Consider the following 22,832-nt stretch of genomic DNA (forward strand, 5'->3'; position numbering starts at 1 on the left):
ACCCCATCTCGCGCCAGTAGTCTCGCACCATGGCGGTAGAGGTAACCGAGGCCACTAAGGCCACCGCAGATCTGGTGGAAGCCTTCGAGCGCCTCACCCCTCAGCTCTCTTCGTCCAACCCGCCCCCGTCGGCCGAGGCTCTAGGGGCTATCGCCGCCTCCGAAGCCACCCGGCTGCTGGTGGCCCGCTCCAACGGCACCATTGTCGGCAGCCTCACCCTGGTTCTGGTGCGAATCCCCACTGGTATTCGGGCCATCATCGAAGACGTGGTGGTGGACGAGCAATGCCGAGGCCAGGGCGTTGGCCAGTTGCTGAACGAGGCTGCTTTGGAGTTGGCCCGCGACGCCGGAGCGGTGACCGTGGACTTGACCTCCCGCCCGTCGCGAGAAGCGGCCAACCGCCTCTACCTTCGCCTCGGCTTCGTGATCCGCGACACCAACGTCTACCGCTACACGCTTTGAGTTTGCGACGGCGGGCTAGCTGCCGTTGACGCTGACCGGGACCTCGTTGGGGAAGTGGCAGGCCACGTAGTGGTCGGGAGCGATCTCTCGCAACTCGGGTTCCTCAGTTGAGCACCGATCTTGCACCTTCTCGCACCGGGTGCGGAAACGGCAGCCCGACGGGGGATTGATGGGCGACGGCAGCTCTCCCTCGATCTGACGGTCGGATACCGGGTGGTCGGGATCAGGCTCGGGGATGGAGGCCAGAAGCACGTCGGTATAGGGGTGAGCGGGGTGGGCGTAGAGGGTGTCAGGTCCGGCTACCTCGCAAACCTTGCCCAGATACATCACCACAACCCGGTCGGAAACGTTCTTGACCACGGCCAGGTCGTGGGCGATGAATACCAGGGTCAGCCCGTAGCGTTCCTTCATCTCCTCCAGCAGATTCAGGATCTGGGCCTGCACCGACACGTCCAGCGCCGATACCGGCTCGTCGCAGATGATCACCTTGGGGTCGAGCACCAGGGCCCGAGCGATGCAGATGCGCTGGCACTGTCCACCGGAGAACTGATGGGGCCGACGGTCGGACACCACTTCGGGGTCGAGCCCCACCGCGTCGAGCACCTCGTTCACCTTCTGGGCGGACTGTTCCCCGGTGTCGTTGTGCCAGATAGAGAGGCCTTCGGCCACGATGTCTTTCACCTTGCGCCGGGGGTTCAGCGACGAGATGGGGTCCTGGAAAATCATCTGCATCCGGGTGCGGGTGCGGCGCAGGTCTTCCTTGGGCAGCTGGGTCATCTCCACGCCGTCGAAGCGCACTGATCCCGAAGTGGGCGAGGGCAACTGCATCATCGCCCGGCCGGTGGTGGACTTGCCGCAGCCCGACTCGCCCACCAAGCCCAGGGTCTCTCCTTCTAGGATGTCGAAGCTGATGCCCGACACGGCATGGACCACCGCTCTTCGACCGGCGGGAAACTCCATCACCAAGTCCTCGACGGAAATGAGGGCCTCTTCGCCTCTCATATGGGCTTTGCCTGTACCTGCCATTAGTTGAGTCCTCCTCGGATTTGCGATTGCCGGACTAGGAGACCGCAGCGGCGGTCAGGTCGAGTCCGGCGGCCGTGATTCCGGTTGCCTGGTTGGAGGCCAATGCCTCGGCGTTCTCCGGCGATCCCACCGGGTAGAAGCAAGCTTGGCGGTGCCCGGCCTGGCCAGTGTCAAACAGAACAGGCTCCTCGGTGATGCACTGCTCTTGGGCGTAGCGGCACCTTGGGGCGAATCGGCATCCCACCAGATCGAGCACCATGTCGGGCGGCCGGCCGCTGATGGCGTCCAGCCGGGTGTGGCTGGCGTGTTCCACCCGGGGAATCGATTTGAACAGCGCCTCGGTGTACGGGTGGTTCATATGGTGGAACAGAGTGGTGGTATCGGCGGTCTCCACCATCTTGCCGGCGTACATCACCCCGATGCGGCGGGCTCGGCCGGCCACCACGCCTAGGTCATGGGTGATGAGGATCATGGCCATGCCCAACTCCTCTTGGAGCGATGCCAAGAGGTCGAGGATCTGCTTTTGCACGGTCACATCCAAAGCAGTGGTGGGCTCATCGGCGATCAGCAGCTTGGGGTTGCAGGCCAAGGCGATGGCGATGGTGACCCGTTGGCGCATACCGCCGGAGAGCTGGTGGGGGTACTCTTTGAGCCGCTTGCGGGGCTCGGGAATGCCCACCTGCACCATGAGCTCGAGGGCTCTTTGCATAGCCTCCTGCTTGGACGCTCCGAGGTGGTAGCGGATGGACTCGGTGATCTGGACACCCACCTTCTTGACCGGGTTCAGCGACGTCATCGGATCTTGGAAGATCATGGCCATCTGGGTGCCCCAGAAGTGCTTGGCCTCGCTCCGGCTCAGGTTGCGGGTGTCCTTGCCGTCGAAAATTACGTCGGAGCCGTCGGGAATGATGGCGTTGCTGGTCAAGATGTTCATGATCGAGCGCACCAGCACCGACTTGCCCGAACCCGACTCGCCCACGATCCCGATGGTCTCGCCCTTGTCAAGCGTGAAGCTCACCCCGTCGACCGCCTTCAGGATCCCGCGCGGTGTGTCGAAATAGGTGCGGAGGTTCTCCACCTCCAAAAGTGGACGCTCAGTTGCCACGGCGTTCCCCCCGTTGTCTATGGGCTGTTATCGATGTGGCCGACATGGTACGCGAATCTCAATGCCTCTGGGAATCCCGCGGTGATCTGCGGTCATCCCGATTCCGGTCGCCGAGCCGCCTTCCCAAACCGGGCAGGCCGCCGAAGAGACCGTACTTGCGCCGGATCTGCTCGCGAACCGTCATCGGCCGGCCAAACTCATCCAGCACTTCCTCGAGTTGCCCGTCGGGGTCTTCCTGGTCGCGGTTGTAGGCGATGACGGTGGTTCCCGCCAGCCAGTCCGACACCGTGCGCCGACGGCGATCGAAGGGGACTGTGAGGTAGGTGGCGGCGTTCACGATGAGCCCGCCGAGCACCACAGGGGGCACTATCCACGACACGCCGCCCACCAGCCATCGGGCGCCGCAGCGACCCAAGCCGAGGTGACTGCCGTCATCAGTGCGCACGGCCCGCAGCTTCAATAGGTCCATTGCTGGAGTCTGGCCCTGGTTCCAGCGCAGGAACACCATCGTGTATACGAAGTGGAAGAACACATACGCCAGCATGGCTGAAGTGGCCCTACCCCAGGGCTCCGGTTGCCACCGGGTGGATACGTCGTCCATGAACCACAGCAGCTGGATCACAGTGAGCATCCACTGGATGAAGAACACCGTGATCGCATCGATCAGCCGGGCCAGCGCCCGCCGCCACACCGCGGCCACCGGAAACTGCTTGCCGTCAGGGCCGGCCACGATCGTCTGATGTTCGGGAAACTCCTCATTGGCCATCGGGGTGTTGCGCGGTTTTGAGCGTCTCGACGAGGAATGCCGGCGCGCTCTGGCCTCAGCTTGAGACATGCCGCTCTCAACCCTCACAACAGCTCTTCCACCAACTCTGAGGGGCGGGCGATCACGGCCCGGTCGCCGCGGACCACAACCGGGCGCTGCATCAGCTTGGGGTGCTCCATCAACAGGTCGATCACCGCGTCAGGGTCTTGGTAGTCGCCGATGTCGAGCCCGAGCTGCTTGAAGTGGTTGTCCTCTCGAATCAGCTCAGCAGGCTCGTTGGGCAGCATTTCCAAGAACCGCTCCAAGTCGGATCGCTCCAACGGATTCTTGAGGTATTGGACAACGTCGAACTCGACGCCACGCGACTCGAGGATTTCGAGCGCGCCCCGGGACTTGCCTCAACCAGGGTTGTGATAAACCACAATCTCAGCCATCCCCCGACGTTACCCCAGCGCTGAGATTTGTTTCCCATAAGTCGCCTTGCTTTCCGGGCGGATCGCCGGGGAAACTCGTCAGCCTCTACCATGGCGTTATGCACGACCTGGTGATCAAGGGCGGTTTGATTGTGGACGGCACGGGTGGTGAGACGTTCACGGGGGATGTGGCTGTCGACGGGGGCCGGATTGCTGGGGTCTATCCGGGTGGCAACCCTGATCTGGAGGGCGACGAGGAGATCGATGCCACCGGCCTGGTGGTGACTCCCGGCTTTGTGGATTGCCACACCCACTACGACGGGCAGGTCACTTGGGATCCGATCCTGGAGCCGTCGGCCCACCACGGGGTGACGACGGTGATGATGGGCAACTGCGGGGTGGGATTCGCCCCGGTGCGCCCGGGCAAAGAGGAATGGCTCATCCAGCTCATGGAGGGAGTGGAGGACATTCCCGGAGCCGCCCTTTCGGAGGGGATCACCTGGGAGTGGGAGACCTTCCCCGAGTACCTCGACGCCCTGGAGCGCAAGCCCCTGTCGCTCGATATCGGCTGCCAGGTGCCCCACGGTGCGGTTCGGGCCTACGTGATGGGGGAGCGGGGGGCCAAGAACGAGCCGGCCACCCCCGAAGACATCGCCCAGATGCGCGACATCGTGGCCGATGCCCTGCGGGCTGGTGCCTTCGGTTTCTCCACTTCGCGCACCATTGCCCACATGGCCATCGACGGAGAGCCCGTGCCCGGCACTTTCGCCGCGGAGGACGAGCTGTTCGGCATCGGCGAGGCTCTGGTTGAGGTGGGCCACGGACTCTACGAGCTGGCACCCACCGGCGTGATCGGCGAGGACTTGGCCGCTCCGGCCAAGGAGGTCGACTGGATGCGCCGCCTATCGGCCACCATCGGCCGACCGGTCACCTTCGCCCTTGTGCAGATCGACGCCGCTCCCGAGATGTGGCGCGAGATCATGGATCTGTCGGCTGATGCTGTGGCAGAGGGGGCCCAGCTCCATCCCCAGGTGGCCCCCCGGTGCAACGGCATCCTGATCGGGCTTCAGACCAACCACGCATTCAGCAGCCGGTCCAGCTTCGCCGAGATCGCCGAGCTGCCCCTCGAGGAATTGGTGGCCGAGCTGCGCCGCCCCGAGCGCAAGGCGGCGATTCTGTCGGAGGAGAGCTCGTTCACCAACCAGTTCGCCGAGTACATGGGCACCCAGCTCCACCGGATCTACGTGCTGGGCGACCCGCCCGACTACGAGCCCGGCCCCGAGCGTTCGGTAGCCGCCATTGCCGAGGCACAAGGCCGGGATACCGAGGACTTGCTTTATGACCTGCTGTTGGAAGACGACGGCCGGGCGCTGCTGCTGTTCCCGTTCCTCAACTACAGCGACGGAAACGCCGACGCGGTGAGGGAGATGTTCCTCCACCCGTCCGGGGTGTCGGGGCTTTCGGACGGAGGCGCCCACTGCGGTGCCATCTGCGACGCCTCCATGCCCACCTGGCTGCTCACGTTCTGGGCCCGAGACCGCCAGCGGGGCGAGAAGCTCCCGCTGGAGTACGTGGTGCGAAAGCAGGCCCGCGACACCGCCCGCTTGTACGGCCTCACCGACCGGGGCACGCTGGAGCCGGGCATGAAGGCCGACATCAACGTGATCGACCATGAGAGGCTCACGCTGCACCCCCCGAAGCTGGTGGCTGATCTCCCCGCCGGAGGCCGGCGATTCGACCAAAAGGCCACCGGGTACGTGGCCACGCTGGTCAGCGGAGTGGTGACCCGCCGAAACGGTGAAGACACCGGGGCCCGCCCCGGAAAGCTGCTTCGAGCCGGAGCAGCCAGCTAGCAACAGAACACTGAGCAAAGCAGGAGGCAGAGCTGTGCTTGACCTGGTTATTTCCAATGGCACCATCGTGGACGGCACCGGTAGCGACCGGTTCACGGGCCACATCGGCGTAAAGGACGGCAAGGTGGCGGTGGTGGACCGCAGCGGCGGTCCTGCCCCCGAGGCGGCCAAGACCATCGACGCCACCGGGCTGCTGGTGACTCCCGGCTTCGTGGACTGCCACACCCACTACGACGGGCAGGTCACCTGGGACGACAAGCTCCAACCGTCGTCCAACCACGGGGTGACCACCGTGGTAATGGGGAACTGCGGGGTGGGGTTCGCCCCAGTGCGGCCCGGCCAAGAGGACTGGCTCATCCAGCTCATGGAAGGCGTGGAGGACATCCCCGGGGCAGCCCTGTCCGAGGGCATCTCATGGGGGTGGGAGAGCTTCCCCGAGTACCTCGATGTGGTGGGCCAGCGCGAGCTGTCGATCGACGTGGCAGCCCAGGTGGCCCACGGCGCAGTGCGGGGCTATGTCATGGGTGACCGCGGCGCCCGCAACGAGCCGGCCACTCCCGAAGACATCGAGGCCATGTACGCCATAGTGCGAGAAGCCATCGAGGCCGGTGCCCTGGGGGTGTCCACCTCTCGCACGCTGGGCCACCGGGCCATCGACGGCGAGCCGGTGCCGGGCACCTTTGCCGCCGAGGACGAGCTGTTCGGCTTGGGCCGGGCGCTGGCCGATGCCGGTTCCGGAGTGTTCGAGCTGGCCCCCGCGGGAGCCGCCGGGCTCGACCTGGTGGCGCCGCCCAAGGAGATGGACTGGATGCGCCGGCTTTCGGCCCACTTCGACGTGCCGGTGAGCTTCGCCCTTTTGCAGGTGGAGGCCGCTCCCGATCTGTGGCGGGAGATGATGGACGAGTCGCTGAGAGCGACCGACGACGGTGCCCGGGTGTACCCCCAGATCGCTGGTCGCCCGTTCGGGATGCTCATCGGGTTGCAGACCAACCACGCGTTCGCCAAGCGGCCCACCTTTGCGTCGCTGGCCAATCTGCCCTTCGAGCAATTGGTGGCCGAGCTCAAAAGGCCGTCGGTCCGAGATGCCATCTTGGCCGAGGACGACCTTCCCCCTGACCCGGCCGTGCTGTTCGACCAGATGCCCAACATGGTGCAGTCGATGATCCACAAGCTGTACGTGATCGGCGACCCGCCCGACTACGAGCCCACCGGTGACCGCACGGTCACAGCCATGGCTGAGGCCCGGGGAGTGACCCCGCTGGAGATGCTGTACGACCTCAGTTTGGAAGAAGATGGCCACGCGCTGATGATGATGCCCATCTTCAACTACGCAGACGAGAACCACGACGTCATCCGAGAGCAGCTTCTGCACCCCGCCGGGGTGTCGGGGCTGTCCGACGGCGGGGCCCACTGCGGAATGATCTGCGACGCCTCCATCCCCACTTTCATGATCACCCATTGGACCAGGGACCGCACCCGAGGCGAGCAGCTTCCCCTGGAGTGGGTGGTGAAGAAGCAGACCAACGACACTGCCTCTCTGTATGGGCTGGGCGACCGGGGAACTCTGGAAGCAGGCAAGCGGGCCGACATAAACGTGATTGACCATCAGGCGCTCACCCTGCGCTCCCCCCGAGTGGTCCACGATCTGCCCGCCGGAGGCCGCCGCCTCGACCAGCAGGCTGACGGCTATGTGGCCACCGTCGTGGCCGGCGAGGTAACCCGCAGCCACGGCACCGACACCGGGGCCCGCCCCGGCCGGTTGGTGCGCGGCACCCGATAATCCCAACCAGGCCATGGCCCTTGACCTCGACCATTATCGGCTTCGCCCGGGGAATGGTGACGGCACGCCAGTCCGCTTGCCCAAAGGCCGATACCTGGAAGAGGAGTATGCCGAACTAGAGCGAGAGCAGCTGTGGCCGTCCACCTGGCAGCTGGCCTGTTTGACCAGCGACGTGGCCGAGCCCGGCGACTGGTTCGAGTATCGCATCGGCGACCAGAGCTATCTGGTGGTACGGGGCCACGATGGCATGCTGCGGGCATTCCACAATGCCTGTCGCCATCGGGGGTTCCAGTTGTGCGAGGGCAAGGGCAATGCCGAAGAGCTGCGTTGCGGTTTCCACGACTGGTGCTACGGCTTGGACGGCTCATTGAAGGAGATCGTGTATCGCAAGCACTTCGGTGTGGTGGCCAACGAGAACCTGTCGCTGGCCCCGGTGCGGCTGGGCACCTGGCATCAGATGGTGTTCATCAACCCATCGTTTGATGGTCCCGACCTCGACGAGTTCCTGAAACCGGTGACCGACACGCTGGCCCCGTTCAATTTGGGGGAGCGAACCCTGACGGCGTGCTGGACCATTCCTTTGGCCGGCAACTGGAAGACCACGGTGGATGCCTTCAACGAGGCCTACCACTTGGAGGGTCTGCATCCCGGCTTGCGGGGTTTCATGGATGCCCTCAACACCACCTATGAGCTGTGGGACCGGGGCCACTCCATGATGAAGATCCCCTTGGGGATTGGTTCACCCCGGTTCCCGGAGGCCGATCAAAACGAGGTGGCCCGAGCCTTCGTGGATAACTACGGCACCATGCTGGGACTCCAGCCCGGCGACTCGGTCGACTTGGCCGGTCTAAGCGCCCGGGACTGGGCAGTGGGACTGGTAAGGGACAGGGCTGCGGCCGAGGGTGTGGACTTCAGTCACTACACCGACGAGCAGATCCTCGACGACTACCACTATCTGGTGTTCCCCAATGTGGTGCTGAACGTGCACAGCGACATGTTCACCATCTTCAGGGCCCGTCCCGGCGACCATGCGGGACACTCGCACTTCGACTTCTGGCTGTTCCATCGGCTGGGCGATCGAGCAGGATCGGGTCCGCCCCCTGAGATGATCCACTTCCCCGAGGGGACGGTCATTGCCGAAGTGGTGAACCAAGATCTCGACGGTATCGGCCGGGTTCAGGCCGGGATGGCCTCCAACGGCATCGACGAGTTGGTGTTGGGTGACTTCGATTGTCGCCTCGTGAACATGCACTCGGAGCTTGACCGGGTTTTGACCCTGTCAAGTGAGGCTTCTTCCCAATAGAAATCCCAGGTCAACCCCAATATGGGGCAAGAGGCTCTGGCGGAAAGGGGTCTGCATAGGCAATAATCGGAGGTTTATTCCTTAAGTCAGCGCCATCGGGCATTTGACCCTCGATAGCGCCACAAAAAGCTTGGGAGGCGCCCCATGTCGGATGTTGTCAGGGCCGCAATCGTGCAAGCCGCGTGGACGGGTGATCAGGAGTCCATGGTCGAGCAGCACGAGAAATATGTGGCCGAGGCGGCCGCGGCTGGGACCCAGGTGATGTGCTTCCAGGAGCTCTTCAATGGCCCCTATTTCTGCCAGGTGCAAGAGCCCGAGTACTACAGCTACGCCGAGGCCATCCCCGATGGCCCCACCACCAAGCGATTCCAGGAAATCGCCGCCAAGCACGGCATGGTGCTGGTGCTGCCGATGTATGAGGAGGAGCAGCCGGGATTCCTCTACAACACCGCGGCGGTCATCGACGCCGACGGTTCCTATTTGGGCAAGTACCGCAAGACCCACATTCCCCAAGTGAAGGGCTTTTGGGAGAAGTTCTACTTCCGTCCCGGCAATCTGGGCTATCCGGTGTTCGACACCGCGGTGGGCCGGGTCGGAGTCTATATCTGCTACGACCGGCACTTCCCCGAAGGTTGGCGTGCCCTTGGTCTCAACGGCGCCCAGATGGTGTTCAACCCCTCGGCCACCAGCCGGGGCCTGTCGGCATATCTGTGGAAGCTGGAGCAGACGGCGTCGGCTGCCGCCAACATGTACTTCGTTGGGGCCATCAATCGGGTGGGCATCGAGCCGCTTGGCGAAAACGACTTCTATGGCACTTCTTATTTCGCCAACCCGCGGGGCCAGTTCGTCGAGGATCCGGCGTCAGACCAACAAGAAGAGCTGGTGATCCGTGACCTCGATCTGGCCATGGTGGACGAGGTGCGAGCCCAGTGGGCCTTCTACCGCGACCGCCGCCCCGACATGTACGGACCGCTCACAGAGGCGTGAGCCAAGAGTTGTGACCACCAACGCCGAGCTCCACCAGCGCTACCAGGCGGTTCTCCCCTCGTACGTCAAGCCGCTGTATGCCGAGCCCATCAGCATCGAGCGCGGCCAGGGGAGCTACGTGTGGGACGTTGAGGGCAACCGGTACCTCGACTTCTTCGGCGGCGTGCTCACCACCATGGTGGGGCACAACAACCCCGCGGTCACCGCAGCCATCCAGGAGCAGGCCACCAAGGTGCTGCACACCTCCACGCTGTACCTCTGCGAGCCCATGATCGAGCTGGCCGAAGAGATCGCGGTAATCAGCGGCATCCCCGACGCCCGGGTGTTCTTCACCACCTCCGGTAGTGAGGCCAACGACACCGCCATCTTGTTGGCCACCAGCTACCGCAAGTCGAATGAGGTGCTGGCCATGCGCAACAGCTACCACGGTCGATCGTTCACGGCTCAGGCCATCACCTCGCACTCGTCGTGGTCGTCCACCGCGCTGTCAGGGCTGTCGGTTAACTTCGTTCATGGGGCCTACCAGCTGCGCAGCCCATTCCGGCACTTGGATGACGACGAGTTCACCGAGGTCTGCACCGATGACCTCCGTCAGGTCATCGACATGATGACGACCGGAGAAGCGGCTTGCCTTATAGCCGAGCCCATTCAGGGGGTCGGCGGGTTTGCCACGCCCCCTGACGGCTTTTTCGGGTCGATGCACAAAGTGCTAGCCAACCGGGGGATCCTATTCGTTACCGACGAGGTGCAAACCGGTTGGGGGCGTACCGGCGAGCACTTCTGGGGCTACCAGGCCCACGACATCGTGCCCGACATGCTCACCTTCGCCAAGGGCGTGGGAAACGGGATCACTTTGGCGGGCATCGTGGCCCGAGCCGAGATCATGGACACCATAACTGCCCTGAGTTTCTCGACGTTTGGAGGAAACCCGCTGTCGACTGCCGCCGGACTGGCCACGCTGAATTATGTGCGGGACAACGATCTCCAGGGCAACGCCATGCGCATGGGCAAGAAGCTGGCCGACGCGTTGCAGCCGGTGGTTGATCGCACACCGTGGATCGTCGAACTGCGGGGCAAGGGTCTGATGCAGGCGATCGAGATTGTGGAGCCAGGCACCATTCAGCCCGACGCGGGCCGGGCCGGCGAACTGCTCGAGGGATGCAAGCGGCGGGGGCTGCTGGTGGGCAAGGGGGGTCTATACGGCAACGCCCTTCGGATCACCCCGATGCTGGATGTGACCGAGGCTGAGATCGACGTAGGGATCGCCGCCATTCTCGAGACCATTGAGGAAATAGACAGGGAGACTTAGCGCTGTGACAACGCTCATCAAGAACGGAACGGTGGTGAGCTCGACGGGGGCTGATCCGGCCGAGGTCCTGATCGACGGCGAGGTCATCGTCGCGGTGATGCAACCGGGATCCGACCTCGCCACCTCAGCGGAGAACGGGGCTGACCGGGTGATCGACGCCAGCGGCAAGCTCGTTGTGCCCGGCGGGGTTGATGTGCACACCCACATGGAACTGCCCTTCGGGGGCACCATTGCGTCCGACGACTTCGAGACCGGCACCCGCGCCGCGGCTTGGGGTGGCACCACCACCATCGTGGACTTCGCCACCCAAAGCTACGGGCTCGACGTCCGTGAGTGCTTCGACGCCCGTATGGAGCAGGCCGAGGGCCGGTGCGCCATCGACTACGGCTTCCACATGATCATCGGCGACGTCACCGACGCCGCCCTCAAGGAGATGGACCTGCTGGTCAACGAGGGCGTGACCAGCTTCAAGCTCTTCATGGCCTACCCCGGCGTGTTCTACAGCGACGACGGCAAGATTCTTCGGGCCATGCAGCAGTGCGCCGGCAACGGCGGACTGCTGATGATGCACGCCGAGAACGGGATCGCCATCGACGTGCTGGCCGAGCAGGCATTCGAGCGGGGCGACACCGACCCCGTCAACCACGGGTACGTGCGGCGGGCCGAGTTCGAGTCGGAGGCCACCCATCGGGCCATCCAGCTGGCCAAGGTGGGCGCGGCTCCCCTCTACATCGTTCACTTGTCCGCCAAGCAGGCGCTGGAGCAGGTGGCCATCGCCCGCGACAACGGGGCCAACGTGTTCGCCGAGACCTGTCCCCAATACCTGTACTTCAGCCTCGAAGAGCACCTCGACCAAGGCTGGGACGGCGCCGCCTACGTGTGCTCGACGCCGATCCGCCCCCGCCACGACCACCATCAAGACGAGCTGTGGAAGGGGCTGCGCACCAACGACCTAGCGGTGGTGTCCACCGACCACTGCCCGTTCTGCATGAAGGAGCAAAAGGAGTTGGGCGTCGGCGATTTCCGGGCCATTCCCAACGGTATTGGCACCGTCGAGCACCGGATGGACCTGATCTATCAGGGTGTGGTGGCCGGGGAGATCACCCTTCCCCGATGGGTGGAGCTGTGCTCCACCACTCCGGCCCGCATGATGGGCCTATACCCCCGCAAAGGCGTGATCCAGCCCGGCGCCGACGCCGACGTGGTGATCTATGACCCCCGGGCAACCTGGACCATCAGCGTCGACAACCACCACATGAACATCGACCACTCGGCATACGAGGGGATCGAGGTGGGGGGCCATGTGGACATCGTGCTGTCGAGGGGCCGGATCATCATCGACGACAACCAGTACCTGGGCTCTATGGGCGACGGGAAATACCTGCGCCGCGGTCTCAGCTCCTATCTGATCTAGAACCTGGACTTCCGGAGGGCGAATGCGTGAAATCCATCATCTGATCGACGGCCAGCAATTTGTTGGCACTTCGGGCCGGACATCACCGGTGTTCAACCCGGCCACCGGTGAGCAGACTGGACAGCTATCGCTGGCCTCGGCCGAGGAGGTCGATGCCGCGGTGGCCTCGGCCAAGGCCGCGTTCGAGGAGTGGCGCCACGTTTCCATCGCCCGGCGCACCGCCTTGATGTTCGCCTTCCGGAACTTGGTGGTTGAGAACGCTGAGGAGATCGCCAATCGCCTCACTGCCGAGCACGGAAAGGTTCACGGCGATGCTCGGGGCGAGGTGGCCCGGGCCATTGACAACATCGAGTTCTCCTGCGGCCTGGCCGAGCATCTCAAGGGAAGCCACAATGAAGCGGCGTCCACCGGGATCGACGTCTACACCGTGCGCCGCCCCCTCGGGGTGGTGGCCGGAATCACCCCCTTCAACTTCCCGGCCATGGTTCCGATGTGGATGGCGCCCAACGCCATCGCCTGCGGGAACACGTTCGTTCTCAAGCCTTCCGAGCGTGACCCGTCGGCCCCCATGCTCATCGCCGAGCTGTTCCAGCAGGCGGGCTTCCCACCGGGTGTGCTGAACCTGGTGAACGGTGACAAGGTGGCCGTGGACCGGCTGCTGGAACACCCCGACGTGAAGGTGGCCAGCTTCGTGGGTTCCACACCCATCGCCCGCTACGTCTACGCAACCGGCACCTCGCATGGCAAGCGGGTACAGGCCCTGGGCGGGGCCAAGAACCACATGGTGGTCCTGCCCGACGCCGACATCGAGCTGGCCGCCGACTCGGCAGTGTCGGCGGCCTACGGCTCAGCCGGAGAACGTTGCATGGCGATCTCGGTGGTGGCCGCGGTGGGCGAGGTGGCCGACGCCCTGGTGGAGGCCATCAAGCTCCGCATGGAGAAGCTGGTCATCGGCGAAGGCACCGATCCGGCATCGGACATGGGGCCGCTGATCTCTCGGGAGCACCGGGATCGGGTTGCCGGCTACGTCGGCTCCGCCGCTGAGCAGGGGGCAACCGTGGTGGTCGACGGCCGTGAAACCCGATTCGACTGTGACGGCTTCTTTCTCGGCGTGTCGTTGCTCGACAACGTCACCACCGACATGGATGCCTATAAGGACGAGATCTTCGGTCCCGTCCTCAGCGTGGTGCGGTGCGACACCTATGGCGAGGCGGTACAGCTCATTGCCGACAATCCATGGGGCAACGGTGCCGCCATTTTCACCCGAGACGGCGGCGCAGCCCGTCAGTTCCAAACCGACGTCGACGCGGGAATGGTGGGCATCAACGTCCCCATACCCGTACCGGTCGGCTACCACTCGTTTGGGGGATGGAAGGATTCCCTGTTCGGAGACACCACCATGTACGGCCCCGAGGGAATCCGCTTCTACACCCGCCCCAAAGTCGTGACCTCCCGCTGGCCCGACCCCGCCACCAGCTCAGTCGACCTGGGCTTCCCAACCAATGAGTGAGGCAGTCCTGCGTTAGCAGGCGGTTGTTCGGATGAGGGGGTAGACATGGAATTCGGCGTCGTTCTTCAGACCGATCCTCCGGCATGGAGGGTGGTCGAGTTGGCCAAGCGGGCTGAGTCGCTTGGCTTCGCTTACGGCTGGACCTTTGACAGCCATGTGCTGTGGCAAGAGCCCTTTGTGATCTACAGCCAAATGCTCTCGGCCACCGAACGCATGGTGGTCGGGCCCATGGTCACCAACCCCGGGACGAGGGACTGGACGGTCACTGCGTCGATGTTCGCCACCTTGAACGAGATGTTCGGAAACCGCACTGTCTGCGGCATCGGCCGAGGCGATTCCGCCATGCGGGTGATCGGCCACAAGCCCCGCAGCCTGGCCACATTGAGCGAGTCGATGCGGGTGATCAAGGATCTCGCCGAGGGCCGGGAGACCACCTACAACGACACCCAGCAGCACTTCCCGTGGGTTGGTGAGTCCGAGCTCAAGGTGCTCATGGCGGCCTATGGTCCCAAGGCGCTGCACCTGTGTGGAAGCGAGACGGACGGGTTCATCCTTCAGCTGGCCGATCCGGCGATCGCCGAATGGACCATTACCGCTGTCCGACAGGCCGCTGAGGAGGCTGGCCGCGATCCCGACAGCCTGTATATCTGCGTGGCTGCGCCCGCCTATGTAGGAGGCAACATCAACCACCAGCGAGAGCAGTGCCGTTGGTTCGGCGGGATGGTGGGAAACCATGTAGCCGACCTGGTGGCCCGCTACGGCGACCGGGGTGCGGGCGTGCCCCAAGCGCTCACCGACTACATCGCGGGACGCGAGGGATACGACTACAGCGGACACGGCAAAGCGGGCCACGACCACACCGATTTCGTCCCCGATGAGATCATCGACCGCTTCTGCCTCCTCGGGGACCAAGAGTCTCATATAGCTAGGCTGCGCGAGCTCGAGTCCCTGGGTGTCGATCAGTTCGCCATCTATCTCATGCACGACCAGAAAGAGGAGACCCTCAGCGCCTACGGACAGCAGATCATTCCGGCGATGAGCGGCTAGAGAGCGCAATGCCGGCGACCGACACTACGGATCCCTGGGGACCTTCATCGCCAGCGTGTGGGGCGTGCTGCTGTCACTGATCTTTGTGTAGGGGCCGATGCCCATGAGGCAGATATGAGTTTCGGCTGACGAATTGACCGGGCCATCGAGAAGACTGGAGGAGTGAAATTCAGTTTCGGCTTTCCCCTGATGGCCCATCCGCAGAACCCCGAATTCCTCACCGCCTTGGCCGTTTCCGAGTTCTCTCGGGCGGCCGAGGCGGCCGGGTTCGACTCCTGTTCGCTGACCGAGCATCCGCTCCCCAGCGACCCCTGGCTGGCCAGCGGGGGCCATGATGCACTAGATCCCTTTGTGGCACTGGCGGTGGCCGCGGGGGCCACGACACGGCTGCGGCTGCTCACCAACCTGACTCCGCTGCCCTACCGCAACCCGGCCATCTTGGCCAAAACAGTGGCCACCCTGGATCGACTCAGCGGCGGCCGGGTGATCCTTGGAGCAGGAGTTGGCTACCTTCTGTCGGAGTTCGAGGCGGTGGGCGTGGATTTCGAGCAGCGCAATGCCCTGTTCGACGAGTGCCTTGAGGTCATGCGGTTGATCTGGACCGGAGAGACGGTCAACTACCAAGGGCTCAACTTCACCATCGCCGACAGCACCGGCCTTCCCGCCCCGGTGCAATCGCCAGTGCCGGTTTGGATCGGAGGCAACTCCAAGCTGTCTCGCCGCCGTGTGGCCGAGAAAGCCCAGGGTTGGATGCCCATGCCCAACCCTGCCGCTTTGGCCTCCCGCCGCCGCTCGGCTCATCTGGAGACCCTCGAAGACCTGGCCGAGATGATCGCCTACCTGCACGACCACGCCGTATCGGTCAGCCGCACCGAGCCCATCGACATCAAGTACATGGACCTAGAGGTTGGGGCGGTGGGAACACCGAGCTGGAACGCCGACCGCCACCGGGAGAACATCGCCGCGCTGGCCGCCATCGGGGTGACCGCGATGGCCGCCCCCATCGCCGGCGACACCCGTTCGCAGGTTGTCGAGGCTCTGCACCAATACGGCGACGAGATCATCGCCTATCGTTAGCACCATGTTGAGATTTGTCGAGGAGATCATCCTCTTGTTGTTGCGCGATGATGATGGGAAGTTTGTCAACGTTCCCCAGTCATCCATAGACCGAGCCATTGCTGGCGCGGTGCTGATGGAACTGGCCATGGAGAATCGGATCGACACCGACCTGGAGAACTTGATACTGGTTGATTCCACCCCGGTGGGCGACAGCCTGCTTGATCCGACGCTGGCCCTGATCGCTGAGGGCGAGGAGAGCGACTCCCGCCACTGGGTGGAGCAGGTCTCCCGTCAGGCGCCGGATATCCGGGAGCAGGCGCTGGATCGCCTGGAGGAGCGGGGCATACTCGAGCGCGAGGACGACCGCTTTTTGTGGGTGTTCCGGTCGCGCCGGTATCCGATGGTGGATGGGCACGCCGAGCGGGAGGTCAAGCTGCGGATAATGGGGGTGCTGTTCAGCGACGAGATCCCCAGCCCCCGCGACGTGGTCATCATCTGTTTGGCCCATGCCTGCGGCATTTTCACCGAGTTGCTCTCGAAGCGGGAGTTGGAGCAGGCGAGTGCCCGCATCGAACAGGTGCGCAAGCTAGACCTCATCGGCCAGGCCATGACTCAGTCGATCCAAGACTTCGAGATGTGGCTGGCAAACGCCGCCGTCCAAGGCCGCGGGTTCTTCTAGGCGACAGTCATGGCTGAATGGAAGGTGGAGCCGGTCGGCGGGGTGTTCGGCGCCCGGGTGCAAGAGATCGACCTTCGGGGGCCGTTGGGAGACGGGGAGCGGAAGGATCTCTACGAGCTGCTGTTGGAGCACCTGGTGCTGGTGTTTCCTGGGCAGCGGATCGACGACGGCCATCAGATGGACCTGCTGTCGTCGTGGGGTCGGCCCTACATCCACCCCATCGGCCGGACCGCCGGCGCTGTGGAGGCCAAGGTGGAGCGAATCGTTGACGACGAGGATCGGCCGCCCTATCAGGACAAATGGCACACCGATGTCACTTGGGACCCCGACGCTCCCATTGTGGGCAGCCTGCGGGCTATCGAGATGCCAGCCCGGGGCGGCGACACCATCTTCGCCAGCATGTACGCCGCCTACGACGGGCTGTCGGAGGTCTTGCGGGATCGGCTGGAAGGCATGACCGCATGGCACGACATGGGGCCGGGCCAGTCGTTCATCTCCAAAGCCGGGGCCGAGTTGGTGGACCGCACCCGGGAGCAGTTTCCTGGCACCGGGCGACCGGTGATTGCCGTCCACCCCGACACTGGCCGCCCTTACCTCAACGTCAACAAGAACTTCACCAGCCACCTGCTGGGGTTCGACCGGGTTGAGAGCGACGCCGTGCTCGACTACCTCTACGAGCACGCCACTCAGCCCAACTACACCATCCGCTACGAGTGGGCTGAGGGCGACGTGATCGTGTGGGACGAGCGCTGCACCCAGCATTTCGCGGTGGCCGACCACTACCCTCAGCGTCGCGAGATGGCCCGGCTCACCGTCTCGGCCCCCGTCTGATCCACTGCCCAGTCGTTTCGTGGTGGCTGACTAGGCTGCGCCAGTGAAGCTTGATGACGAGATGTTCGACGATTCGAAGTTCGACGTAGAGGCGGTGGCCGCCGGGGCATGGGCGCCCAGCCAATATGGGCCCGATGATGTGCTGGGCACCTACAACGAGGTTGCCGACCAGAAACGGGCCGACGCCCTGGGGATGCTCGACCTGTCCAAGCCCATACGCACCTACTCGATGGGTGACGGCATCTGGCCCGGCTATCCCGCCTACAGCACTCGGGAGTTCGTCCAAAAGCTGGTCATCGCGGGGTACGAGCCTGGCGAAGGCTTCGAGGGCGAGATCATCAGCGGTACTCAAGGGCTGGGACCGTCGAAGTTGGGATACTCCGAGGAGCGCGTGTCGTACACCTTCAACATGAGCACCAAGATCAATGGCTTCACCCACGCGGCGGTGGACGGCACCTTCTACAACGGCCACCAGGGCGCTGACTTGGCCCGCACCGGTGGCGTGACCGCAATGGACGTTCCCTCGTGGGGGGCGCCTCTGCTCACTCGGGGCTTGATGATTGACGTGGCCGCCCAGGTGGCGGCCACCACCGGTGATGCGGAGGTAAACCAGGCCGGGTTGCCCCGGCTCATGGACCGCCATCGCATCACCGTCGAGCAGATTGAGGGGGCCTGCGAGCGCCAGGGGCTGCCTGATCCCGAGCCGGGCGACGCCATATGTCTGCGCACCGGGTGGATCAGCCTCACCCGGGAGGATCCCGAGCGGTTCCTGGCCGGGTCGCCTGGTCCTTGGATCGCCGAGAACAAGTGGCTGGCTTCTAACCGCCCCGCACTGGTATCCACCGACAGCTGGATGTGGGGCTTCTACGATTTTGAAGCCACCGGGGGTTGGATGTCGGTCGGCCACCAGCTCATGCTGGTGAAGGAGGGCATCCGCCTGGGTGAGTCGCTGAGCTGCGAGGAAATCGCCGCCGCCGGAGTGGACCGATTCGTGTTCTGCCATTCACCATTCCGGGCCAATGGGTCAACGTCGTGCTCGTCGCCCCCCATGGCCATTGCCAACCCGCCTGAGGAGGCACTATGAGTTTGTTCGAAGGAGCACCCCTAACCGGCAAAGTGGCCTTAGTCACCGGAGCCAGTCGGGGAATCGGCAAGGGCTGTGCCCTGGAGTTGGCCGCTGCGGGGGCCACGGTCTACGTCACCGGTCGCACCACTGGTGCCGGCCAGCACCCGCTGCCCGGCACGGTGGGGGCCACCGCGGAGGAGATTGCCGCCGTGGGCGGTACTGCGGTCGCGGTGGCCTGCGACCACCGCGACGATGACGCCGTGCAGGCGGTGTTCGACCAGATCGCCGCGGAACACGGCCGCTTGGACGTGCTGGTGAACAACGCCTTTGCCATTCCCGACGAGCTGACTGCCATGCTGCCCTTCTGGGAGGTGCCCGTCTCCAACTGGGACGACATGATGGACGTGGGCACCCGTTCGGCCTATGTGGCGTCGGTGCTGGCCGCCCCGGTGATGATCGGCCAAGGCGACGGTCTGATCGCCAACATCAGCTCCTCGGGGGCGGTCGAATACGCGTGGCACGTGGCCTATGGGGTGGGCAAGTGCGCCCTCGACCGCATGACCGCCGACTGCGCCCGCGAGCTCCGGGACACCGGGGTGTCGATGGTTTCGGTGTGGCCTGGGTTCGTGCGCACCGAGCGCATCGACGTGGCCATTGACTCCGGGGTTGAACTGCCGCCCAGCCTGGACCTATCGGCAGCCGAATCGCCTCGATTCACTGGTCGGGCGGTGACTGCCCTGGCCGTTGACGCTGACCGGTCCCGCCACTCCGGCCAAGCCGTCTCGGCCCGGGACATGGCCGATTCCTATGGCTTCACCGACATCGACGGCCGCTTGCCCGCCGGCCCTCTCCACGACCGCACAGGCTAGCCGGCCATGACTGCCGTGGAACCGTTCGCGATCGAGGTGCCCGATGAGGTGCTCGACGACCTGTACCGCCGTTTGGACGCCACCCGGTGGTTCGACCCTTTGCCCGGCGCCGGGTGGGACGAGGGCACAGATCTGGATTATCTCAAGGGGCTGTGCCGCTATTGGCGCCAGGACTACGACTGGAGAGCCATCGAGGCTCAACTCAACCTAATCCCCCAGTACACCACCACCATCGACAACCAGAGGCTGCACTTCATCCACGCCCGCAGCCGCAATCCCGGTGCCATGGCTCTTGTCATCCACCACGGCTGGCCCGGCTCGATCACCGAGTTCGCCAAGGTGATCGAGCCGCTGCGGGAGCACTTCCACGTGGTGTGCCCGTCTCTCCCCGGCTACGGCTTCTCCGGTCCCACGTCTGAGCCGGGTTGGACGCCCCGGCGCATGGCCGCTGTCTCGCTGGAGCTGATGAGCCGCCTCGGCTACGAGCGGTTCGGCGCTCAGGGCGGAGACTGGGGGGCGATGGTCACCGCCCAGATGGCCCTCCAAGCTCCAGAGCGGCTGTTGGGCATCCACCTGAACTTGGCCATCGCCCCTGAGCCCCCGCCGGGGGCGGTACGCGACCTCACTGACGAGGAGAAGGCCGACCGGGCCGAAGGACAGGCCAGCAACCGGGTGGAGCGGGGCTACCGGGAGCAGCAGGCCACCCGTCCGCAGTCTCTGTCGGTGGGGCTGAACGACTCCCCGGCCGGCCTGGCCGCCTGGATCGTGGAGAAGTTCCTGGTGTGGAGCGACATCGGCCCCGACAACGACATCGAGGCCAGCTTCACCAAAGACGAGCTGCTCGCCAACGTGATGGTCTACTGGACCACCGGCACCATCGCCTCAGCCAACCGGCTCTACTACGAGACCCGCATCGGCGGACGGGGATCCTCGGCGCCAGACCGCCGAGTGGAGGTGCCCACCGCCTATGCCCGCTTCCCCGGCGACGGAATCCGCCCGGCCCGACCGTGGGTGGAGTATTGGTACAACATCGTCCGCTGGACCGAGATGCCCCGAGGCGGCCACTTCGCCTCCCTGGAAGCTCCTGACCTGTACATCGATGACGTGGTGGACTATTTCGGCTCTCTAGCCTGATCCTTTCTGGGTTGATCCTTTCTGGGTTGAGCCGGTTTGCTTTGGGAGAGGCATCGGGGGTGTGGTGAACTTGCCGCCGTGCCCCAGTTGCATGACGTTGATTACACCCTTGAGTACCCCTATACCCGCACCACCGGGCCGGTCATCGGCCCGTTTCTGACCGGTTTGCGCGACGGGCGCATCCTTGGGCAGCGGTGCGGCGACCGGGTGCTGTGCCCGCCCATGGAGTTCGACCCGGACACCTTTGCCACCCTGGCGCCCGACCTCGTGGAGGTTGGCCCCGGCGGGGAGGTGATGAACTGGACATGGGTGGCCGAGCCTTCGGCCAAGCACCCCTTCGACCAGCCCTTCGGCTTCGCCTTCATCAAACTGGACGGGGCCGACACCGCCCTCGTGCATGTGGTGGACACCGGGGGCGACCCCAAGGCCATGAGCACCGGCATGAGAGTGCAGGCGCAGTTCCGCACCGAACGCCACGGCTCCATCGCCGACGTGTACTTCGTCCCTGAGGCCGATGCCGCCGAGCAGGCTATCGAGCCGGGCGACGAGCCGGTGGCCATCACCGAGCACCTCATCGGCCTTCGCATCAACGAGCCGCTCTATCCCCATCGGGCCCGGTTCGCCCAGGGGCTGCTGGACGGCAGGATCATCGGCCAGCGCAGCCCGGTCACCGGCAAGGTGTACGTCCCCGGCCGGGGCTACGACAACATGTCCCGGGTGCTGATGAGCGAGGCCGACGAGGTGGAGGTGTCCGACGTGGGCACAGTGGTGGCGTTTACCGAGCTGAACCCGGTGCAGTACTACGGCCAGACCGAGACCGAGCCCTACGTGCGGTGTTCCATCTTGTTCGACGGGACCGACCAGCCGGTGATCGGCATCGACATCCGCGACATGACGGTGGACGAGATGCGGGTGGGGATGAGGATGCGCTGCATCTGGCGTGATCCCGAAGAGCGGTCGGTGGAGGACATCGACAACCGCTACGGCAACATTCCCGAAACGGTGTACGCCCGGTTCGAGCCCACCGGCGAGCCCGACGTACCGGCCGACGAGCTGAAGGAGCACTCATGGTAAGCCTGGCCGATTTCTCTGGCATCCGCTTCGATAACCACGCAGAGGAGCGCCCATGATGCAGCTTGCTGAGGACGTGGCCATCGTCGCGTTCGAACAAACCCCGTCCCACGCCCACTTCAACGACAGCGAGCCGGCCATGATCATGCCGTGCGTGAACTCGGTGATCGAGCAGGTGGGCATGGACCGCCACGACATCGACTTCACCATCGCTGGTAGCTGCGACTACCTGTCGGGGATGCCGTTCGCCTTCGTCATGAACATCGACGCGGTGGGGGCGTGGCCGCCGGTATATGAGAGCCACGTGGAGATGGACGGCGCCTGGGCACTGTTCGAGGGGTTCGTGCGGCTCCAGTCGGGCGACATCGACACGGTGCTGGTGTCGGGCTCGGGCAAGTGCTCGCCGGGCAGTTACCGGGAGGGGTTCTCCCTCCAGACCGACCCCTACGTCCATGCCCCTATCGGCTTGGACCCCCGGACCCAGGCCGGGTTCCAGGCCCAGGCTTTGATCGCCGCGGGCAAGGCCACCGAGCGGGATTTCGCCGAGGTGGTGTTCCGCAGCCACGCCAACGCCAAGGACAACCCCAATGCCCAGCTCAGCGGAGACCTGTCGGTGGACGAGCTGTTGGCCGAGCCCTACGTGCAGCAGCCGCTGCGCCGCCTGGACTGCCCGCCGACCAGCGACGGGGCCGCGGCCATGATCATCGCCCGTGCCGACAAGGCCCGGGAGCTGTGCGACAACCCGGTGTGGATCCGGGGCATCGACCACCGCATTGAGTCCCACCACCCAACGCTGCGGGATCTCACCGACTCGCAATCGGTTCGCATAGCCGCCGAGCGGGTAGGCGTTGGCGAGGGGCCGGTGGACATCGCCGAGCTGACCGTGACTTATAGCCCCGAGGAGATCATCCTGCGCAGCGCCCTCGGGCTCAACGGCGGCACCAAGGTGAACCCATCGGGCGGGCCGCTCACCGGCAGCCCGTTCATGGCAGTGGGCCTCACCCGGGTGATCGAGTTGGCCCGGGCCATCCGCAACGGCGATGGACGCCGAGGGGTGGCCCACGCATCCAGCGGGCCAGCCCTACAACAGAACCTGCTCTGCGTCTTGGAAGGAGACAGCTGATGGTCTCGACGATCATGCCTGGCCCC

Annotated in this window: 21 protein-coding genes; 17 read left to right on the forward strand and 4 right to left on the reverse strand. The window is 64.7% G+C overall.

Annotation, left to right across the window (positions count from 1 at the left end; genetic code table 11):
- The first annotated feature begins 29 nt into the window (after positions 1–29).
- Positions 30–461 carry a GNAT family N-acetyltransferase gene (locus ACOOGG_RS03185; RefSeq protein WP_420432210.1) on the forward strand — a complete coding sequence of 144 codons (432 nt, stop codon included), beginning with the start codon at positions 30–32 and terminating at the stop codon, positions 459–461.
- A gap of 15 nt (positions 462–476) precedes the next feature.
- Here the strand turns inward: ACOOGG_RS03185 and ACOOGG_RS03190 are convergent, their stop codons facing one another.
- From ACOOGG_RS03190 to ACOOGG_RS03205, 4 genes are all read right to left on the reverse strand, one after another.
- Positions 477–1,487, reverse strand: coding sequence for an ABC transporter ATP-binding protein (locus ACOOGG_RS03190; protein WP_420432212.1), 1,011 nt, complete (start codon positions 1,485–1,487; stop codon positions 477–479).
- A gap of 34 nt (positions 1,488–1,521) precedes the next feature.
- Positions 1,522–2,592, reverse strand: a complete 1,071-nt coding sequence (locus ACOOGG_RS03195) for an ABC transporter ATP-binding protein (protein ID WP_420432214.1) — start codon at positions 2,590–2,592, stop codon at positions 1,522–1,524.
- Between the two features lie 58 nt (positions 2,593–2,650).
- Positions 2,651–3,358 (reverse strand): RDD family protein, encoded by a 708-nt coding sequence (locus ACOOGG_RS03200; RefSeq protein WP_420432216.1) that lies wholly within the window; start codon positions 3,356–3,358, stop codon positions 2,651–2,653.
- Between the two features lie 83 nt (positions 3,359–3,441).
- Positions 3,442–3,678, reverse strand: coding sequence for an arsenate reductase family protein (locus ACOOGG_RS03205; protein WP_420432218.1), 237 nt, complete (start codon positions 3,676–3,678; stop codon positions 3,442–3,444).
- A gap of 212 nt (positions 3,679–3,890) precedes the next feature.
- On the opposite strand from ACOOGG_RS03205, the gene ACOOGG_RS03210 reads away from it, so the two are divergent.
- The 16 genes from ACOOGG_RS03210 to ACOOGG_RS03285 all read left to right on the forward strand — a co-directional run bounded on the left by ACOOGG_RS03210 (position 3,891) and on the right by ACOOGG_RS03285 (position 22,806).
- Positions 3,891–5,624 carry an N-acyl-D-amino-acid deacylase family protein gene (locus ACOOGG_RS03210; RefSeq protein WP_420432220.1) on the forward strand — a complete coding sequence of 578 codons (1,734 nt, stop codon included), beginning with the start codon at positions 3,891–3,893 and terminating at the stop codon, positions 5,622–5,624.
- A gap of 34 nt (positions 5,625–5,658) precedes the next feature.
- Positions 5,659–7,404 (forward strand): N-acyl-D-amino-acid deacylase family protein, encoded by a 1,746-nt coding sequence (locus ACOOGG_RS03215; RefSeq protein ID WP_420432222.1) that lies wholly within the window; start codon positions 5,659–5,661, stop codon positions 7,402–7,404.
- Positions 7,405–7,417: 13 nt separating this feature from the next.
- On the forward strand, positions 7,418–8,707 hold the full coding sequence (locus tag ACOOGG_RS03220) for an aromatic ring-hydroxylating oxygenase subunit alpha (protein WP_420432224.1): 1,290 nt from the start codon (positions 7,418–7,420) through the stop codon (positions 8,705–8,707).
- 144 nt (positions 8,708–8,851) lie between these two features.
- Positions 8,852–9,694: a nitrilase-related carbon-nitrogen hydrolase gene (locus ACOOGG_RS03225; protein ID WP_420432226.1), complete on the forward strand. Its 843-nt coding sequence runs from the start codon at positions 8,852–8,854 to the stop codon at positions 9,692–9,694.
- Positions 9,695–9,704: 10 nt separating this feature from the next.
- On the forward strand, positions 9,705–11,003 hold the full coding sequence (locus ACOOGG_RS03230) for an aspartate aminotransferase family protein (RefSeq protein WP_420432228.1): 1,299 nt from the start codon (positions 9,705–9,707) through the stop codon (positions 11,001–11,003).
- 4 nt (positions 11,004–11,007) lie between these two features.
- Positions 11,008–12,417 carry a dihydropyrimidinase gene (gene hydA, locus ACOOGG_RS03235; protein WP_420432230.1) on the forward strand — a complete coding sequence of 470 codons (1,410 nt, stop codon included), beginning with the start codon at positions 11,008–11,010 and terminating at the stop codon, positions 12,415–12,417.
- Positions 12,418–12,439: 22 nt separating this feature from the next.
- Positions 12,440–13,927 carry a CoA-acylating methylmalonate-semialdehyde dehydrogenase gene (locus tag ACOOGG_RS03240; protein ID WP_420432232.1) on the forward strand — a complete coding sequence of 496 codons (1,488 nt, stop codon included), beginning with the start codon at positions 12,440–12,442 and terminating at the stop codon, positions 13,925–13,927.
- A gap of 45 nt (positions 13,928–13,972) precedes the next feature.
- A complete protein-coding gene (locus tag ACOOGG_RS03245) occupies positions 13,973–14,974 on the forward strand; it encodes a TIGR03842 family LLM class F420-dependent oxidoreductase (protein ID WP_420432234.1) in 1,002 nt (333 codons plus the stop codon).
- 162 nt (positions 14,975–15,136) lie between these two features.
- On the forward strand, positions 15,137–16,051 hold the full coding sequence (locus tag ACOOGG_RS03250; protein WP_420432236.1) for an LLM class F420-dependent oxidoreductase: 915 nt from the start codon (positions 15,137–15,139) through the stop codon (positions 16,049–16,051).
- A gap of 4 nt (positions 16,052–16,055) precedes the next feature.
- The gene (locus tag ACOOGG_RS03255) at positions 16,056–16,712 is read left to right on the forward strand and encodes a GOLPH3/VPS74 family protein (RefSeq protein ID WP_420432238.1); all 657 of its coding nucleotides are present in this window, start codon (positions 16,056–16,058) and stop codon (positions 16,710–16,712) included.
- A gap of 9 nt (positions 16,713–16,721) precedes the next feature.
- Complete coding sequence (locus ACOOGG_RS03260; protein ID WP_420432240.1) at positions 16,722–17,543, forward strand: TauD/TfdA dioxygenase family protein; 822 nt, start codon at positions 16,722–16,724, stop codon at positions 17,541–17,543.
- Between the two features lie 43 nt (positions 17,544–17,586).
- Positions 17,587–18,627 carry a cyclase family protein gene (locus ACOOGG_RS03265; protein ID WP_420432242.1) on the forward strand — a complete coding sequence of 347 codons (1,041 nt, stop codon included), beginning with the start codon at positions 17,587–17,589 and terminating at the stop codon, positions 18,625–18,627.
- Entirely contained in the window at positions 18,624–19,478 is an 855-nt protein-coding gene (locus tag ACOOGG_RS03270; RefSeq protein WP_420432244.1) for an SDR family NAD(P)-dependent oxidoreductase, read from the forward strand. The genes ACOOGG_RS03265 and ACOOGG_RS03270 overlap by 4 nt, the downstream gene beginning before the upstream one ends.
- A gap of 6 nt (positions 19,479–19,484) precedes the next feature.
- A complete protein-coding gene (locus ACOOGG_RS03275) occupies positions 19,485–20,612 on the forward strand; it encodes an epoxide hydrolase family protein (RefSeq protein WP_420432246.1) in 1,128 nt (375 codons plus the stop codon).
- Positions 20,613–20,690: 78 nt separating this feature from the next.
- The gene (locus ACOOGG_RS03280; RefSeq protein WP_420432248.1) at positions 20,691–21,686 is read left to right on the forward strand and encodes a Zn-ribbon domain-containing OB-fold protein; all 996 of its coding nucleotides are present in this window, start codon (positions 20,691–20,693) and stop codon (positions 21,684–21,686) included.
- Positions 21,687–21,741: 55 nt separating this feature from the next.
- A complete protein-coding gene (locus ACOOGG_RS03285) occupies positions 21,742–22,806 on the forward strand; it encodes a lipid-transfer protein (RefSeq protein WP_420432250.1) in 1,065 nt (354 codons plus the stop codon).
- Positions 22,807–22,832: the final 26 nt, after the last annotated feature.

The sequence above is a fragment of the Candidatus Poriferisocius sp. genome (assembly GCF_965214065.1).
GTDB lineage: Bacteria > Actinomycetota > Acidimicrobiia > Acidimicrobiales > Bin134 > Poriferisocius.

Coding starts and splice junctions, on each gene's coding strand:
- ACOOGG_RS03185 (WP_420432210.1), top strand. CDS start 30: ATGGCGGTAGAGGTAACCGAGGCCACTAAGGCCACCGCAGATCTGGTG.
- ACOOGG_RS03190 (WP_420432212.1), bottom strand. CDS start 1,487: ATGGCAGGTACAGGCAAAGCCCATATGAGAGGCGAAGAGGCCCTCATT.
- ACOOGG_RS03200 (WP_420432216.1), bottom strand. CDS start 3,358: ATGGCCAATGAGGAGTTTCCCGAACATCAGACGATCGTGGCCGGCCCT.
- ACOOGG_RS03210 (WP_420432220.1), top strand. CDS start 3,891: ATGCACGACCTGGTGATCAAGGGCGGTTTGATTGTGGACGGCACGGGT.
- ACOOGG_RS03220 (WP_420432224.1), top strand. CDS start 7,418: ATGGCCCTTGACCTCGACCATTATCGGCTTCGCCCGGGGAATGGTGAC.
- ACOOGG_RS03225 (WP_420432226.1), top strand. CDS start 8,852: ATGTCGGATGTTGTCAGGGCCGCAATCGTGCAAGCCGCGTGGACGGGT.
- ACOOGG_RS03240 (WP_420432232.1), top strand. CDS start 12,440: ATGCGTGAAATCCATCATCTGATCGACGGCCAGCAATTTGTTGGCACT.
- ACOOGG_RS03245 (WP_420432234.1), top strand. CDS start 13,973: ATGGAATTCGGCGTCGTTCTTCAGACCGATCCTCCGGCATGGAGGGTG.
- ACOOGG_RS03255 (WP_420432238.1), top strand. CDS start 16,056: ATGTTGAGATTTGTCGAGGAGATCATCCTCTTGTTGTTGCGCGATGAT.
- ACOOGG_RS03260 (WP_420432240.1), top strand. CDS start 16,722: ATGGCTGAATGGAAGGTGGAGCCGGTCGGCGGGGTGTTCGGCGCCCGG.
- ACOOGG_RS03270 (WP_420432244.1), top strand. CDS start 18,624: ATGAGTTTGTTCGAAGGAGCACCCCTAACCGGCAAAGTGGCCTTAGTC.
- ACOOGG_RS03275 (WP_420432246.1), top strand. CDS start 19,485: ATGACTGCCGTGGAACCGTTCGCGATCGAGGTGCCCGATGAGGTGCTC.
- ACOOGG_RS03285 (WP_420432250.1), top strand. CDS start 21,742: ATGCAGCTTGCTGAGGACGTGGCCATCGTCGCGTTCGAACAAACCCCG.